This window comes from Paenibacillus canaveralius (genome assembly GCF_047238265.1).
Lineage (GTDB): Bacteria > Bacillota > Bacilli > Paenibacillales > NBRC-103111 > Paenibacillus_F.
Map to the genome: position 1 here is coordinate 5,491,280 of NZ_JBDFMM010000001.1, position 14,109 is coordinate 5,505,388.

Annotated in this window: 13 protein-coding genes; 1 reads left to right on the plus strand and 12 read right to left on the minus strand. The window is 51.6% G+C overall.

Annotated features, from left to right (window positions below):
• Positions 1 to 318: 318 nt before the first annotated feature.
• From ABC395_RS24885 to ABC395_RS24905, 5 genes are all read right to left on the minus strand, one after another.
• Positions 319 to 1,344 (minus strand): cytochrome d ubiquinol oxidase subunit II, encoded by a 1,026-nt coding sequence (locus tag ABC395_RS24885; RefSeq protein ID WP_413006398.1) that lies wholly within the window; start codon positions 1,342 to 1,344, stop codon positions 319 to 321.
• Positions 1,341 to 2,711: a cytochrome ubiquinol oxidase subunit I gene (locus ABC395_RS24890; RefSeq protein ID WP_413006399.1), complete on the minus strand. Its 1,371-nt coding sequence runs from the start codon at positions 2,709 to 2,711 to the stop codon at positions 1,341 to 1,343. The genes ABC395_RS24885 and ABC395_RS24890 overlap by 4 nt, the downstream gene beginning before the upstream one ends.
• A 383-nt stretch (positions 2,712 to 3,094) precedes the next feature.
• Positions 3,095 to 4,600, minus strand: a complete 1,506-nt coding sequence (locus tag ABC395_RS24895) for a M56 family metallopeptidase (protein ID WP_413006400.1) — start codon at positions 4,598 to 4,600, stop codon at positions 3,095 to 3,097.
• Position 4,601: 1 nt separating this feature from the next.
• A complete protein-coding gene (locus ABC395_RS24900; protein WP_413006401.1) occupies positions 4,602 to 4,979 on the minus strand; it encodes a BlaI/MecI/CopY family transcriptional regulator in 378 nt (125 codons plus the stop codon).
• A gap of 157 nt (positions 4,980 to 5,136) precedes the next feature.
• Entirely contained in the window at positions 5,137 to 6,042 is a 906-nt protein-coding gene (locus ABC395_RS24905) for a hypothetical protein (RefSeq protein WP_413006402.1), read from the minus strand.
• Positions 6,043 to 6,238: 196 nt separating this feature from the next.
• Between ABC395_RS24905 and ABC395_RS24910 the strand changes: the two genes are divergently transcribed.
• A complete protein-coding gene (locus tag ABC395_RS24910) occupies positions 6,239 to 6,802 on the plus strand; it encodes an RNA polymerase sigma factor (RefSeq protein WP_413006403.1) in 564 nt (187 codons plus the stop codon).
• Positions 6,803 to 6,873: 71 nt separating this feature from the next.
• Here the strand turns inward: ABC395_RS24910 and ABC395_RS24915 are convergent, their stop codons facing one another.
• The 7 genes from ABC395_RS24915 to ABC395_RS24945 all read right to left on the minus strand — a co-directional run bounded on the left by ABC395_RS24915 (position 6,874) and on the right by ABC395_RS24945 (position 14,097).
• Positions 6,874 to 7,704 (minus strand): aldo/keto reductase, encoded by an 831-nt coding sequence (locus ABC395_RS24915; RefSeq protein ID WP_413006404.1) that lies wholly within the window; start codon positions 7,702 to 7,704, stop codon positions 6,874 to 6,876.
• A 230-nt stretch (positions 7,705 to 7,934) separates the two neighbouring features.
• Positions 7,935 to 8,195, minus strand: a complete 261-nt coding sequence (locus ABC395_RS24920) for a hypothetical protein (RefSeq protein ID WP_413006405.1) — start codon at positions 8,193 to 8,195, stop codon at positions 7,935 to 7,937.
• Between the two features lie 89 nt (positions 8,196 to 8,284).
• Positions 8,285 to 9,652 (minus strand): sodium-dependent transporter, encoded by a 1,368-nt coding sequence (locus ABC395_RS24925; protein WP_413006406.1) that lies wholly within the window; start codon positions 9,650 to 9,652, stop codon positions 8,285 to 8,287.
• 206 nt (positions 9,653 to 9,858) lie between these two features.
• Positions 9,859 to 10,740 (minus strand): ABC transporter ATP-binding protein, encoded by an 882-nt coding sequence (locus tag ABC395_RS24930; protein WP_413006407.1) that lies wholly within the window; start codon positions 10,738 to 10,740, stop codon positions 9,859 to 9,861.
• A gap of 183 nt (positions 10,741 to 10,923) precedes the next feature.
• Positions 10,924 to 11,979, minus strand: coding sequence for a FecCD family ABC transporter permease (locus tag ABC395_RS24935; protein ID WP_413006408.1), 1,056 nt, complete (start codon positions 11,977 to 11,979; stop codon positions 10,924 to 10,926).
• On the minus strand, positions 11,976 to 12,983 hold the full coding sequence (locus ABC395_RS24940; protein WP_413006409.1) for a FecCD family ABC transporter permease: 1,008 nt from the start codon (positions 12,981 to 12,983) through the stop codon (positions 11,976 to 11,978). Before ABC395_RS24940 ends, ABC395_RS24935 begins: the two co-directional genes overlap by 4 nt.
• 226 nt (positions 12,984 to 13,209) lie before the next feature.
• Positions 13,210 to 14,097 (minus strand): ROK family protein, encoded by an 888-nt coding sequence (locus ABC395_RS24945; protein ID WP_413006410.1) that lies wholly within the window; start codon positions 14,095 to 14,097, stop codon positions 13,210 to 13,212.
• Positions 14,098 to 14,109 lie beyond the last annotated feature (12 nt).

Sequence of the window (14,109 nt, forward strand, 5' to 3'; positions counted from 1 at the left end):
CGCCGCTATCCCGATGTTCGGTTTAACGGGTGTACCGAATATTCAGCTGTTCCCATATTCATCGCATGCGGATGCAGTCCATGCACAGGCAACATTCTAAACATCGATACCACCCTTTCTTCTCCGGTCATTTTTCTGCGCTTTCGCGTCAACTAGGTGTGATTGTATCACCCGTTGGAAAGGAATGTCAACCCGAACAAGCCGGAGAAAATCGTTATAACCAAACTGGAACAAAGGCCTCCGCAGGGTCCGACCGGCTTCGCGCCATACTTCGATTCGCATCCGGATTCGCTTGAGCCGGAAGAGGCCTTCTGCGCTTTATTCCTTTTGAAGGTAACGCTTGTCCTTGAGAAAAAGTCTCCAGAACAAATAAAACACCGGGACCAGAATAGCCGAGCTGGCGATATACCCGATAAAAAGCGAACGGAACATCGTCGGGTTCGTAATCCCTTCGTCGAACGTTAAGTGAGGATATACCAGGTAAGGCATGTGGGCGGAAAAATACGCATAGCTCGCCAGTCCGTACTGGATGATGACCGTGATGATCGAAGCCCGCGGGTAACCGCTGCGGCCGTCCGGCCTTCTTTTTAGGAGCAAAATGTAGGCCGCGATAAAGGCAGCCACGGAAAGGCCAAACCAGGGGGCATAACGCTTGAAGCCCTCCACCATCCACGGCGCATGCTCGGAAAAAGTGCTCACGGTGAGCAGGGCCATCAGAAGGTTAATCGGCCCCCAGATAATCGCAAGCCTGCGGTAATCGCGGTACGTCTCCTCGTCCCCCGCCTCGCGGGAGTAGTCCGCCAGGAAGAGCGCGGACATGAACAGCTCGGTCGACAGCCCGAAGCCGAGATGCGCGTACTCCGTCAAACTGGTGAACAGATCACCGAGGTGAAGGACCGGCACGCCGTCTTCAACGGTGACGAATCCCCCCAGCGTGATCGGCAGCACGCTGACCAGAAGTCCCGGAATAAGGAGGCCCGTTATCCCGGAAACGATCCGCAGCAGGCGGCCGTGCTTAGCCACGGAATAGGCGTAAACCATGAACGTGCTGCGGATGAGCAGCAGCAGAAGAACGAGCGAGACCGGCACGAGCAGGGCCGCGCCCAGCATGTGGGTCGCCTTCGGGAAGAAACCCGCAAGCGCCACGACGAACAGGACGAGAAACACGTTCGTCACTTCCCACGTCGGCGACAAATACCGGTTCGCGAGGGCCCCCGCCTTCGTATGATGCTGACCGCTGAAGTACATCGCCCAGAACCCCGCGCCGAAGTCGATGGAGCCGAGAATCGAATACGTGAACAGGAATACCCACAGTACGCTGACCGCCAAAGTTACGTCGCTCATGTAATCGCCCCCTTGGCGGCCTGGGTCTGGTCTCCGTTGGCGCCGGCGAGTCCGAGCGCTTCCGAGACGGGATGCCGCTTGAAGTAGACGTGCATGACGATGGATGTCACGACAAGCAGGAATGCGTAGACGGATATGAACATCACGAACAGGGTTCCGATGCCCTGGGACTGCAGGGCGGCTTCGCTGGTGCGCTGTACGTGGTAAACCGTCCAGGGCTGCCGGCCCGTGCAGCTGAAGATCCAGCCGATCTCGATGCCCAGCATGGAGAGCGGCCCCGAAGCGACAAGGACGGTCAGCAGCCAGCGCGGGTAGGGCTTTTTGAACCAGATGCGGATGAGCAGGCCCAGGAAGGCCAGCGCAAGCAGGAACATGCCGATGAACACCATCAGGTTAAAGAGGGTGTGAATGTACAGCGGCGGCCAGTTTTCCCGCGGAAATTCGTTGAGACCCCGGACCACCGTGTCGAAACGGTTGCCTGCCAGCAGGCTGAGAAAGCCCGGCAGCTCGATCGCGCCCTTGATGGACTGCGTCTCTTCGTCGACTTTGCCGAAAATGGCAAGCGGAGCGTGAGACTGCGTCTCGAACAGTCCTTCGGCGGCGGCGAGCTTTTCGGGGATGTGATGATGCAGCATCTGGGCCGTCGCATGTCCGTTGACCGCCGTGAAGGCCGTCATGATGCCGCCGAAGATGAGCGCGAGGAAAAGCCCCTTGCGGTGGTAATCCGCTTCGCGGGGAGCTTTGCGCGCCTTCAGCAGCTTATAGGCCGCTACCGAAGCCACGGCGAAGGCTCCCGTCATATACGCGGTTGACAGCACGTGCAGGGCCGTCGACCCAAAGCTCGGGTTGAACACGGCCTCCCACGGACGGATGTCGACGAAGTCTCCGTTCGCGTTGATGGTGAACCCCCGCGGCGTGTTCATAAACGCGTGCGCATCCGTGATCATCACCGCCGAGGCGCTTGCCCCGATCGCCACGAAGATGACGCTGACGATCCGGGCGATCGGAGGCAGCCGGTCGGCCGCGTACAAATAGATCGACATAAAGAGGGCCTCGAAGAAAAAGGCCCACATTTCGATCTGAAACGGCAGGGCGATCACCTGGCCGACGATCCGCATGAAGCCCGGCCAGAGCAGAGAGAGCATCACGCCGACGATCGTTCCCGACGGGATGCCTACGCCGAGCAGAATACCCGAAGCTTTCGTCCACCTTCTGGCGAGCACCACGTAATCCCGGTCTTTTTTGACATGATACATAATTTCCGCAAACACGATCATCATCGGAACCCCGACCCCGAGAGTCGCAAAAATAATATGAAACGCCATTGACGTGCCGAACAGCGCCCGCGCCATCACGACGGTATCCATAGATCCACACTCCTTTGTAGCCACCCGGCCCAATTCCTTCCTGTAATATGGGTCGAAAAGGAAGAAATTATGCGTTTGGACGGTGAGGAGAGATGAATCAGCTTAAGAGAAGTCACCCTGAGGAAGCATGCCCATAAGCGTAGATCGCCTAATATAAATTTAGGTAAATTCAAAGGCACTCAATTGCGTTTAATCTATCTCGGACAATCGGAACCTGTTATAGAAAAACCTCATCTGATATATAGGTACAGAACCAACGATCTTTCATCCGCATTCTTTTATTTCAAAGTAAAAGAGCGTCCGGCTTTCAGCTCAACGTAGAATAAGATAGGTCCATATAAAAAAAGGCGCCCTGACCAGATGATCAAGGCGACGACTGTTGGTTACTTTCTTTTAATAACAGCTGCATTTTCGTTCACCGCTAGAACTTCAACTTTATCCGAATTAGTTAGAGTATCCTTGTTTCTTAACCAGAATTGGTTAGGAACAAACTCGATATTTTCAATAACGACTCGCCATTCACCATCACTTTTGACAACCGGTACTCCATAAATCGGAAGTTTGCCTAGATCACTGTATGTCTTCGTAAGATATGCTTTATACTCACCTACATTTAACTTCTCTATCTTCTCAATTTTGAAATCAATTAATGTATTGGGGTTAAGCTCTTTGTTCGCAAAAATAGATACAGCCAGCTTGTTAGCCTCCGGCTTGCTGTATCTAACATCAATTGTATGAGATAAAAAAGTATCTGCATCTTGAAAATGCCGCAGTGCTTCAAAAGTTTGAGTAACCACTTCTTTGACCTGAACATCTTCTGACTTCGCCTCTTCCTCCGCTTTTGCACTAGTTAAAGATACAGCAGCTAGAAGAGCAAGGGCTAGCATCCCAACTAGTGACCATTTATATGAAACCCGTTTTTTGATAATCATTTGAATTCTCCTTTTTAAATATCTTTTGTTGTCTATCATGCTCACAGAGTGAACGGTTAGGGGAGCTTTTTGAAAATATTCCATCCATTTAATTAACACAGCCGCATACTCTTGACTTTGTTGTTTGTTCATTCTGGATATTGCTAAGTAATCACTTGCGATTTCCTGATCTTCACGCATTTTCCTAAGGGCTAACCATAAAAGCGGATTAAACCAGTGAATAACAACCAATATAGTAACTATCCAATTTATCCCTATGTCCTTACGTTTAAGATGGGCAAGCTCATGCAGAAAAACATGCTTCCATTCCTTAGTGGGGACATTTTCAAATCCCTTCTGCGGAATAAGTATTCTGGGTTTCCAGAATCCATATAAAGACGGTACACAAACGGTGTTCGTGGTCAACAATGGAATTCTACGATTAATCCCTATTATTTGTTTGCATGTTTCCAATTGTTCCAGCAGTGATGGATTCATACATGGTGTAGAATCATTTTTCAAAGCTATAGCAAACTTTCTGTTTGCCCTGTATATAGCAATACTCATCAAGATTACTCCGGCAGCCCAGATAAAAGAAAACCAGCTCCATAAATAAAAATTGCTTTTTCTTGAATGACTATCGAAGCTCTGTAAACTGCCGATGTTTGTATCATTAATATTAACATCCATGTTGTTACTGGAGATCATCATTGTAGTGTCCGGCTGTAAACTACTCGGTTGTAAGGTCACTGCCCCATGCGGGTTTATATCCACATAGTTAAAAACACTAAGTTGACTTCCCAAAGAATCGGGAAGAAGCAAACGGAGTATAAGAAGGAGCCATAAGTAGTAATTCCAAGAAGCTGGCAAGCGATCTTTAAGGAAGAATTTCAGCATAAGAATTAATATAACCATAACCCCAGCCTTAAAAGAAATGTTAAAAATAAATAAAAAAACAGGCTGAAAATTTAGGAGCATATTAGTCGCCACTCCTTTTATCCAAAAGAGATCTCAACTCTTCGATATCCTCTTTGGATAAAGACCGTCTGTTTAAAAATTCAACTATTACAGGCTTAAAAAGATTTCCTCTTACTTTGTGCAAAAACGATTGAGTTTCTGCCAATATGCAATCTTTCTCTTCATACAGCGCGTAATACTGATAAGTGCGACTACTCATGTCTGCCTTGATTGCATTCTTTTGAACTAATCGTGCAATTAGGGTTCTGACGGTTTTTGAACTCCACTCTGGATGATTTATCGATTCGATAATTTCACTTGCTGTTAGAGATTTTTTTACGGACCAAAGCACCTTCATTATTTCCCACTCTGCATCGGAAATTCGTAAGTTTGGATTCATAGTTCAAATCCTTTCACTTTAATATCGACTACAAGTGTAGTCATATACAGACTACACTTGTAGTCGATATTAGTCAACTTTTTTTATGCGTTATGCCCAAAGAATGATGAAAAGCAAAGCAGGCGCATTAAACAAGCGCCTGCTTTGCTTTTCATCTTTAATTATATACATTTCCGGCCAAATCTGTGCTGTAACCAGTAAGGTTTTCTAAATCTAAAACAAGAGGTTTGCTTGTTGGAACGTTGTTAAAATTAACATTATACCAATCTGCAGTCTGTTTATAATCTCCCCAAATAGTTATATTACTCACTGGAGTGTTCCCAGATGGACTATATTCTTTTAAATAATAACCAATCCATGCTTTAACGCTTGAATCACGGGACAATTGCCAGCCTTTCACAAAAGTTCCACTATTGTATGCTACCGAAAAAGTTGTAGTACCGGGCTTATAACCACTTCCGTTAATAGGTTTAGCCTCATAATAAAGTACTCCGGAAGCCATCGGGCTAATTACCGAATTATTACTACTATCACTTTTCACTACTTCACCTTTGTGTTTTACTACTGTCACTAAATCATCTTTAGCAATAATTTCTTTTGCTGAACTGTTAGCGGAAAGGGAATTTTTATTTTGTATATCATTATTCTTAATGAAATCAATAGGTTCAATTATTAAATACCATTTTCCATTTTCTTTGATAACAGGAACTTCATAAGCTGGAACTTGACCCGTAGAACTAAATTTTTGAGAAACAAGGGCTCTATACTCACTCTCAGAAACCTTGCTTAATTTTTCGATCTTATAATCAATAAGAGTGTTCGCATTTTTAGGATTTGAAAAAGTACTGCCGGCGATTTGTTTTCTCCCCTCTTCACTATAGCGCAAGTCTTTCGAAACCGCTAAATAAGTATCATAATCACTATAATTTTTTATTGATTTATAAAATTTATGAACAGTTATCTCTACCTCCGTTGAACCGTCATCTACCTTTGCTGAAGTTACAGATGAAAAAACACCAAAAGCTAACGTTAATGCTAAAACCAGTGATCCGCTCTTTTTCAATTTAATCTCTCCCTTTATGTTTTGACAAAGTTTAAATAAAATTTCTCCATGAATATAAACCCAAATTTTACTTTCATTGTAATAAGATATACAATGTATTTACTATTTGGTAATTACACCCAACTTTGTCTTATACATAACGTGTTAAGAACCTACATTATGACATTGTTATCCAAAAAATATGGAGGAGGTTATTTTGAACATACTAGAGTATTCGATATTTCCCTTGAATCTCAGAAATCTAAATCCCGAGTACCAAAAACTAATAATTACCACTTTCTATCAATTAGCGTATCAAAGTGCAATATTAATTTTAAAAGACTGTTCTTTAGCAGAAGATGCAGCACACGATACACTAATAAAAGTTCTTGAACATGGACCTAATTTAAAACATGATGATAATATTAAGTCTTGGATTAGACAAGTCGCCCGTAATTCCGCATACGACATAATAAGGAAAAATAAAAAATATGATTATTCGCTGCGTCACGATAAATTAATAAATAACCTTCGCAGCCAGTCTACTGAGGAATCCGTAGAAATTTTATTAAGAGACGCATGCCTATTAAAGAATATAAATGAACTTCGAGACGAATATCGAATTTTAATTAAAATGCGCTACTTGGATGAAATGCCTTATAAAGTAATAGCGGGAAAATTAAATATTTCAGAGACAGTTCTGAGTAAACGTGTAGAAAGAGCAAAAAAGCAGCTAATTTGTTTATTTGTTAATGACTGGGATAGCCCTTTTAAATCTTGATATTAGTATTCTTCCTACACAAAAAAAGCCGCCCCGGCGGATAGCCAAGGCAGCTTAATCTTACTCCCAATTTAAAAGTCGAAATTGTCCGGATCCGGACCCACACGCTGATCCAGATTCAAAGCATCGATACGCTTGATCTCCTCAGCCGTAAGCTCGAAGTCGAAAATATCGGCGTTTTGCGCGATACGCTCGGGCGTGATGGACTTCGGAATGGTGACGATCCCGCTTTGGACGTCCCAGCGCAGCACGGTCTGAGCCGGGCTTTTGCCGTATTTCTCGCCGATCTCGATCAGCACCGGGTTATCCAGCAGCTGGCCCTGCATAAGCGGGCTCCACGCCTCCAGTTGGATACCGTTCTTGCGGCAGAAATCCCGGAGAGGCTGCTGCGTCAAGCGCGGGTGGAATTCCACCTGGTTCACGGCCGGAACGATCTCGCTGTCTTTCAGGAGATCCTCCAGATGATGAACATGGAAGTTGCTCACGCCGATAGCACGCACGCTTCCGTCACGGTACAGCTTCTCCAGCGCTTTCCATGTTTCCTTGTACTTGCCCTTAACCGGCCAGTGAATGAGATACAGATCTATGTAATCCAGACCAAGCTTGCCGCGGCTTTCTTCGAAAGCCTGAAGGGTCGTTTCATAGCCTTGATTGGCGTTCCACACCTTTGTGGTGATAAAGAGGTCCTCACGCTTGGCGCCGCTGTCTCTGATCGCCTGGCCCACGCCCGCTTCGTTCCCGTAAACTGCCGCCGTGTCGATGCTGCGGTAACCCACTTCGATGGCGGTGCGCACAGCGCGCTCGACATCTCCGCCTTCCGCGGCTTTCCACACCCCAAGCCCGAACCAAGGCATCCGGACATCGTTATTCAGAACGGTTGTATCGTTTAATTGTTTCGGCATGTTGACTAACCTCCATCATTTTGCATTATCCATATAGGTTTAAAAGGCATATCATGTCTGCTTACTTCTTATTTATCATAGCACAAAAGAACGGACGAACTAAAATCCGGCACGGGAAGAACGGCCTGCAAGGTTTCGCTGTCCCCGTTAAAGCACAAAAAAAGGCCCCATCCCCAGCAGCCTGGGCTGAAGGGAAAGGAGCCGCCTGAACCTGCCGGGGCAGGAAAACTTCAGGAACGCGTACCGTTATGCAGGTCTTCGATCTCCTGCCGCAGGCCGGTTTGAACTTCCTCGAATGCAGGCTGATTATGACTCAGCGAAGCGTCTTCGACGGCGCGTTCGGCATGGCGAATGGCCTGATTCGCCTGCTCTTCAAGCTTGGCCGTCGGGTGGGACAGCGCTTGAGAGACGGCGTTGTGAACCTTTTCCAGGGAATTTTGCGCCTGGGAAATCGGGTTTTGCGACTGCAGACTGGAATCGCGCTCGGTCATGATTGAAGCCTCCTCATCTCGATAGGAATTTCAGACTCCTATAGGATGAGGCAACCCTGCGGTGTTTATGCTCGCAGGCAGTCTGCGGACTAAGAAATGATTCCGACCGAGTACAGGAAAATAAGGACGATCAGCGGCGGAATCACGATGCGGAGCAGGAACGTCCATACACTCAGCAGCGTGCCTTTGAGACCGGCTTCTTCCATGGCGCGTTTCGAGGCGTACGCGATAAAGAGCGTAACGACCAGTCCGCCGACAGGAAGCAGGACGTTGGAAGTGACGAAGTCCAAGGTATCGAACACCGTCTTGCCGCCGATTTTAAAGCCGCTCAGAACACCGCCGACAGACAAGGCGGACGGCACTCCGACGATAAAACAAACCGCGGTCGTCCAGGACGTCGCCTTGAGCCGGGACCATTTCCAGCGGTCCATCGCGAAGGCCACCGGCACTTCCAGCAGCGACAGGATCGAGGTGAAGGCAGCAATTGCCAGCAGGACGAAGAACAGTCCGCCGAAGGCCGCGCCCAGAGGCATCGAAGAGAATGCCGCGGGCAGCACGACGAACACAAGTCCGGGCCCTTGAGCCGGCTCCAGTCCGAAGGAGAATGTCGTCGGGAAGACGATGAGACCCGCGATAAGGGCGTACAGCAGATTGCCGCCCGTAACCGCTACGGTCGCCTTGCCGAGAGACTGCTCTTTCTGCACGTAAGAGCCGTACGTGATCATGACACCCATCCCGATCGACATCGAGAAGAAGGCCTGCCCGAGGGCAACGAGTGCGGATTCACCCGTCAGTTTGCTGAAATCCGGCTTCAGGAAAAATTCGATGCCCGCTCCGGCTCCCGGAAGCGTCATGGCGCGTGCCATCAGAATGAGCAGCACAACCGCAAGCGCGGGTATGAGCACCTTGTTGAATTTTTCGATACCGCCGGATACTCCGCGCGCAATGACCCAGCCGGACAATCCCAGGATGAGGAACTGCCACGCAATCGGGCTGTAGCCGGACGTGAAGGTTTGAAACTGAACGGCATAATCCGTTCCTTTGTACAAGGCTCCCGTAAAGGAACTAAGCGCGTAATGCAGCGTCCAGCCCGCAATAACGGAATAGAAGGACGTGATCATAAAGGAACCGAACACTCCGAGAAAACCGAAGAAGCTCCAGCGTTTGGAACCCGACAAATTAAGAAAAGAGGTGGAAGCGTTCCCCCGTCCCGCCCGTCCTATCGCCATTTCGGCCAGCAAGACCGGCATACCGACGATGATAAGACAGATGATGAACAGGAGCACAAAAGCCGCTCCTCCATATATCCCCGTTATATACGGAAATTTCCAAAGGTTGCCGAGACCGATCGCACTCCCGATCGCCGACATGATGAAACCGAGAGAAGAGAAGCGCTCCCCGCTCTTTTCACCGGCTGCCGGTCCTGAAGTTCCCCCGTTTAAATCTTGTTTGCTCAATGCTGTCACCCGCTTGTATTAGTCTAGGATTTTAACGGTCTATATATAAGTCTGTATATAAACAGAGGTTTATTCTATCGGAAAGGAGAGGGCGTGTCCAGTTATTATTGACCTATGTTCAATAAAACAATATAAGTTCTTGAGGACTACGTCACGCAATAAAAAACGGCCGCCCGCAAGGGGCCGCCGCGTCGCGATCTATTCGGTTAAACCGGCAAAGGCGCCGGATCGGACAAAGGCGATTCCGGGGACGTCGCGGTTTTGGCGTTCACGTAATTCACCATTTCCTCACAGCCCGGAAGTCTGCGCCCTTTACCGAAAGGCACACACGTAGGCGTTCCGAAAATAGGATCGCGGACCAGACGGCAGTTCAGGCCGAACACATGGCGGACCAGTTCCTCCGTCACGACTTCCTCAGGCTTGCCCGCGGCATAGACCTTCTTGTCGCAAATTGCGACGATATGGTGCGCGTACCGGCAGGCCAGGTTCAGATCGTGGAGAACCATGACAATCGTCGTGTTCTCCTTCTCGTTCAGCTCCCACAGAAGATCGAGAATTTCGATCTGATGCGTCATGTCGAGATACGTCGTCGGCTCGTCGAGCAGGATCGTATTGGTTCCCTGCGCGAGCGTCATGGCGATCCAGGCCCGCTGTCTCTGCCCGCCCGACAGCGAATCCACCTGGCGCTCGGCCAGCGGAGCCATGCCCGTCGCTTCCAGCGCTTTCGTTACCGCAGCCTCGTCTTCCCGGGTCCACTGTTTAAGCCAGTTCTGGTGCGGGTAGCGGCCCTGTTTCACGAGCTCGAAGACAGTCATTCCTTCGGGAGCGGTAGGACCCTGCGGCAGAATCGCCATCTGACGGGCCACTTCCTTGGTGGACTGCTTCGCGATCTCCTGTCCGTTCAGCAGCACGGCTCCGTTCTTCGGCTTCATCAGCCGGGCCATGGAGCGCAGCAGCGTCGATTTACCGCAGCCGTTGCAGCCGATCAAGACGGTAATCTGACCTTTCGGAATCTCCAGATCGAGATCCTCGATAATATCCGTTTGATTGTAAGAAAGCGTCAGCGACTTGGTTTCGATCCCATACATACGCTCAATCTCCTTTGCCAAGAAAAAGTGGTGTTCATCCAGATGACGAGAGGCGTCTAAACGTTTCGTACGGCAGCAGGCGCTTGTTAGCTTCCGCACGAAAGGGCTGTCCGCCGCCCATGCGGATGACGGCAGGCCGTCTCCGGGCGCAGCGTCTTACTATCTATATACCGGCTCGTTCTTTTACGTGTTCCGGGATTTATACAGCAAATAAATAAAGTACGGGGCGCCGACGCAGGCGGTAAATATCCCCGCCGGATAATCGTGCGGCGGAAACGCCGTGCGGCCGATATAATCGGATACCAGCACGACCAGAGCGCCGAACAGCCCCGATGCGGGCAGCAAAGCGCCGTACGCGCTTCCGACAAGCCGCCGCGCCATATGCGGCGCGATCAGCCCGACGAAGGTGATGCCCCCGCCGAAGGCTACGGCCGAACCGGCAAGGGCGGTGCTGAGCAGAATCAGCACGACGCGCTGGCGGTTCACCCGGCTGCCCACGCTGGTGGCGACCGAATCGCCCAAGGCCTGCACGTTGAGGCTGCGCGCCATATAAGCGAGAATCGGAATCAGCACGGCCAGCCATAAGGCCAGCGCTCCGACATGGCTCCAGTTCGAGCCGTACACGCTTCCCACCTTCCAGGTGACGGCCTGGGTGGTCAGCACCGGCGGAGCTAGCAGGATCAGCATCGTGTTCACCGCGGACAGTGAAGCCGCGATTCCGATGCCGATCAGCACGAGCCTTACCGGCGGCAGCCCGTTCTTCCAGGCCAGGGCCATGATGACCAGCGCCGTCAGCGAGGCGCCGACGAAGGCCGCAAGCGGCAGCCACTGGGCCTGGGAAAGGAACGTGCTGCTCGTGCCGGTCGTCATCACGATGAAGGCGACGACGAACACGCCGGCACCGTCGGTGATGCCGATAATATCCGGGGACGCCAGCGGATTGCGGCTGACGCCCTGCAGGATCGCTCCGGCCATAGACAGAGCCGCACCTACCATAACCGCCACGAGAACCCGCGGCAGCCGGAACGTGCGGATGACGAGCTCATCCTGCGGCGTTCCTGTCCCGAACAGCGTGCGGAGCACCTGCAGCGGGCTGATTTTGATCTCTCCCGTGCCCGTCGAGACGAGCATGAGGAGGAAGAGCAGCACCGCGAGAACCGCGGTGACGAGCAGGGCCCGTTTATCCAGTACGAATGAAACGGACGGCCATTTTAGACGAATATGTTTGTAACGGCTCATGAGGAAGTCTTAAACCCCCTCCGCGCGATATAGACGAAAAACGGCGTTCCGATAAAGGCCGTCATCACACCGACCGGCACTTCCTGCGGCATGATGATGAAACGCGACAGCGTATCGGCCGCCACCAGCAGCAGCGCCCCGCAGATTCCCGCATACGGGATGACCCAGCGGTGATCGAAGCCGACGAGCGACCGGACGAGATGCGGCACGATAATGCCGACGAATCCGATCGGGCCCGCCACGGCGACGGAGCCTCCCGCCAGGAAAACGACGACGACGGCCGCGATCAGCTTGATGTAAACCGTTCGCTGGCCCAGCCCGACAGCCACGTCGTCGCCCATCATCAGGACGTTGATCTGGCTCGACAGCAGCAGCGCGGCGATCCAGGCCGCTCCAAGATAAGGCAGCACCGGGAGCAAAATGTCCAGCTTGCGCCCCTCGACCGACCCGGCCAGCCAGTACAGAACGTCCTGGATGCGCGTCTCGTTGGAGAGCAGCACGCCCTGCGTCAGCGAGTTCGCCAAGGCGGCGACCGCCGCGCCCGCAAGCGTCAGCTTCATGGGCGTAAGCCCTTCGCGTCCGACGGAGCCGAGCATGTACACGACCGCCGACGCGATTGCCGCGCCCAGAAAAGCGATCCACGCCAGCGTGGACAGCGAGCTGACCGACAGCAGCGACATCGCGATCACGATGAGCAGGCCCGCGCCCGCATTAATGCCGAGAAGCCCCGGCGAAGCGAGCGGATTCTTCGTAAGCGCCTGCATGAGCACACCCGCAATGGCGAGGCTCGAACCCACGGCGGCCGCAATCAGCGCCCTGGGCATCCGCGCTTCGCGGATGATCAGATGCTCGTTGGAGCCGTTGAAAGCACGGTAGGCATCCCAGGCGGTATGCCAGCTTGTGCCCGTATATCCGTAAACGATGCTGCATCCCATAGCGAGTATAAGCAAAGCGGCACCGGCCAGAAGTCCTATGGTTTTGAATGTGTTCGTTCTTAGAGGCAAAATCGGCAAACCCCTTTTGCGAGTAACGGGCATACGTACAAACCCTTTACGCCCTATCCCTATTCTCCCTTTAGTGTAAGATACGCCCGGCTCAATGTCAATGAAGTTGATAATCATTATCACACCTAAACGTGACGATTTCCGGGACGATTATACTTATTCTTATCTAAGAAAAAATACCCATCCCCCCGGTATCGGGAGAATGGGTACGGTCTTTACGAATCCGCTATCGGATTTCCGATCCGAGCGCGCGGGCGGCCAGCGCGAGCGCGCCGCAAATTCCGGCGTTGTCGCCGAGCTGCGGGTACACGACGTAGTCGGCGATCCCCGCCATAACTTCTTCTTTCTGAACGTAACCGTTCAGAAGCTCCTGCAGGCGGGCGTGGATCAGCGGAAACAGCTGCTGCTGTTTCATCACGCCTCCGCCCATGATGATCTTCTCCGGCGACAGGATCAGAATGTAGTTCATCAGCGCCTGGGCCAGGTAGTCGGCTTCGAGTTCCCAAGCCTTGTGGTCCGTGCCCAGCCCGGTTCCCTTCACTCCCCAGCGCGCCTCGATGGCCGGGCCTGCCGCCAGTCCTTCCAGGCAGTCTTTATGGTACGGACATTTTCCTTCATAAGCGTCTTCCGCATTGCGGCGGACGAAGATGTGGCCCATTTCCGGATGCGTGAGCCCGTGAACGAGCTTGCCGCCTACGACCGCTCCCGCTCCGATCCCGGTTCCCACCGTAATATAGAGGCAGCTCTCCAGCCCCTTGGCCGCTCCCCAGGTCGCTTCCCCGAGCGCCGCGCCGTTCACGTCCGTATCGAATTCCATCGGTACGTCGAAATGCTTTTTCAATTCACCCAAAATGTTATAGTTACCCCAATGCGGCTTGGGGGTCGTTGTAATATAGCCGTAAGTCGGACTCTTCTTATTCGGATCTACCGGCCCGAACGAGCCTACGCCGAGCGCCTCGATCCCTTTGCCCTCGAAGAACGCACGGACGCTGCCCATTGTCTCTTCCGGCGTGGTCGTCGGGAAACTTGCCCGCTCCAGTACCGTTCCGTCCTCATTGCCTATCGCACAGACAAACTTGGTTCCGCCTGCTTCAATTGCTCCTAATGTACGCATCTGCTGTGTCCT

What these genes read in the sequence shown, in the direction of transcription:
- ABC395_RS24885 (WP_413006398.1), bottom strand. Translation starts at nt 1,344, where the DNA reads ATGAGCGACGTAACTTTGGCGGTCAGCGTACTGTGGGTATTCCTGTTC.
- ABC395_RS24890 (WP_413006399.1), bottom strand. Translation starts at nt 2,711, where the DNA reads ATGGATACCGTCGTGATGGCGCGGGCGCTGTTCGGCACGTCAATGGCG.
- ABC395_RS24895 (WP_413006400.1), bottom strand. Translation starts at nt 4,600, where the DNA reads ATGCTCCTAAATTTTCAGCCTGTTTTTTTATTTATTTTTAACATTTCT.
- ABC395_RS24900 (WP_413006401.1), bottom strand. Translation starts at nt 4,979, where the DNA reads ATGAATCCAAACTTACGAATTTCCGATGCAGAGTGGGAAATAATGAAG.
- ABC395_RS24915 (WP_413006404.1), bottom strand. Translation starts at nt 7,704, where the DNA reads ATGCCGAAACAATTAAACGATACAACCGTTCTGAATAACGATGTCCGG.
- ABC395_RS24920 (WP_413006405.1), bottom strand. Translation starts at nt 8,195, where the DNA reads ATGACCGAGCGCGATTCCAGTCTGCAGTCGCAAAACCCGATTTCCCAG.
- ABC395_RS24930 (WP_413006407.1), bottom strand. Translation starts at nt 10,740, where the DNA reads ATGTATGGGATCGAAACCAAGTCGCTGACGCTTTCTTACAATCAAACG.
- ABC395_RS24935 (WP_413006408.1), bottom strand. Translation starts at nt 11,979, where the DNA reads ATGAGCCGTTACAAACATATTCGTCTAAAATGGCCGTCCGTTTCATTC.
- ABC395_RS24945 (WP_413006410.1), bottom strand. Translation starts at nt 14,097, where the DNA reads ATGCGTACATTAGGAGCAATTGAAGCAGGCGGAACCAAGTTTGTCTGT.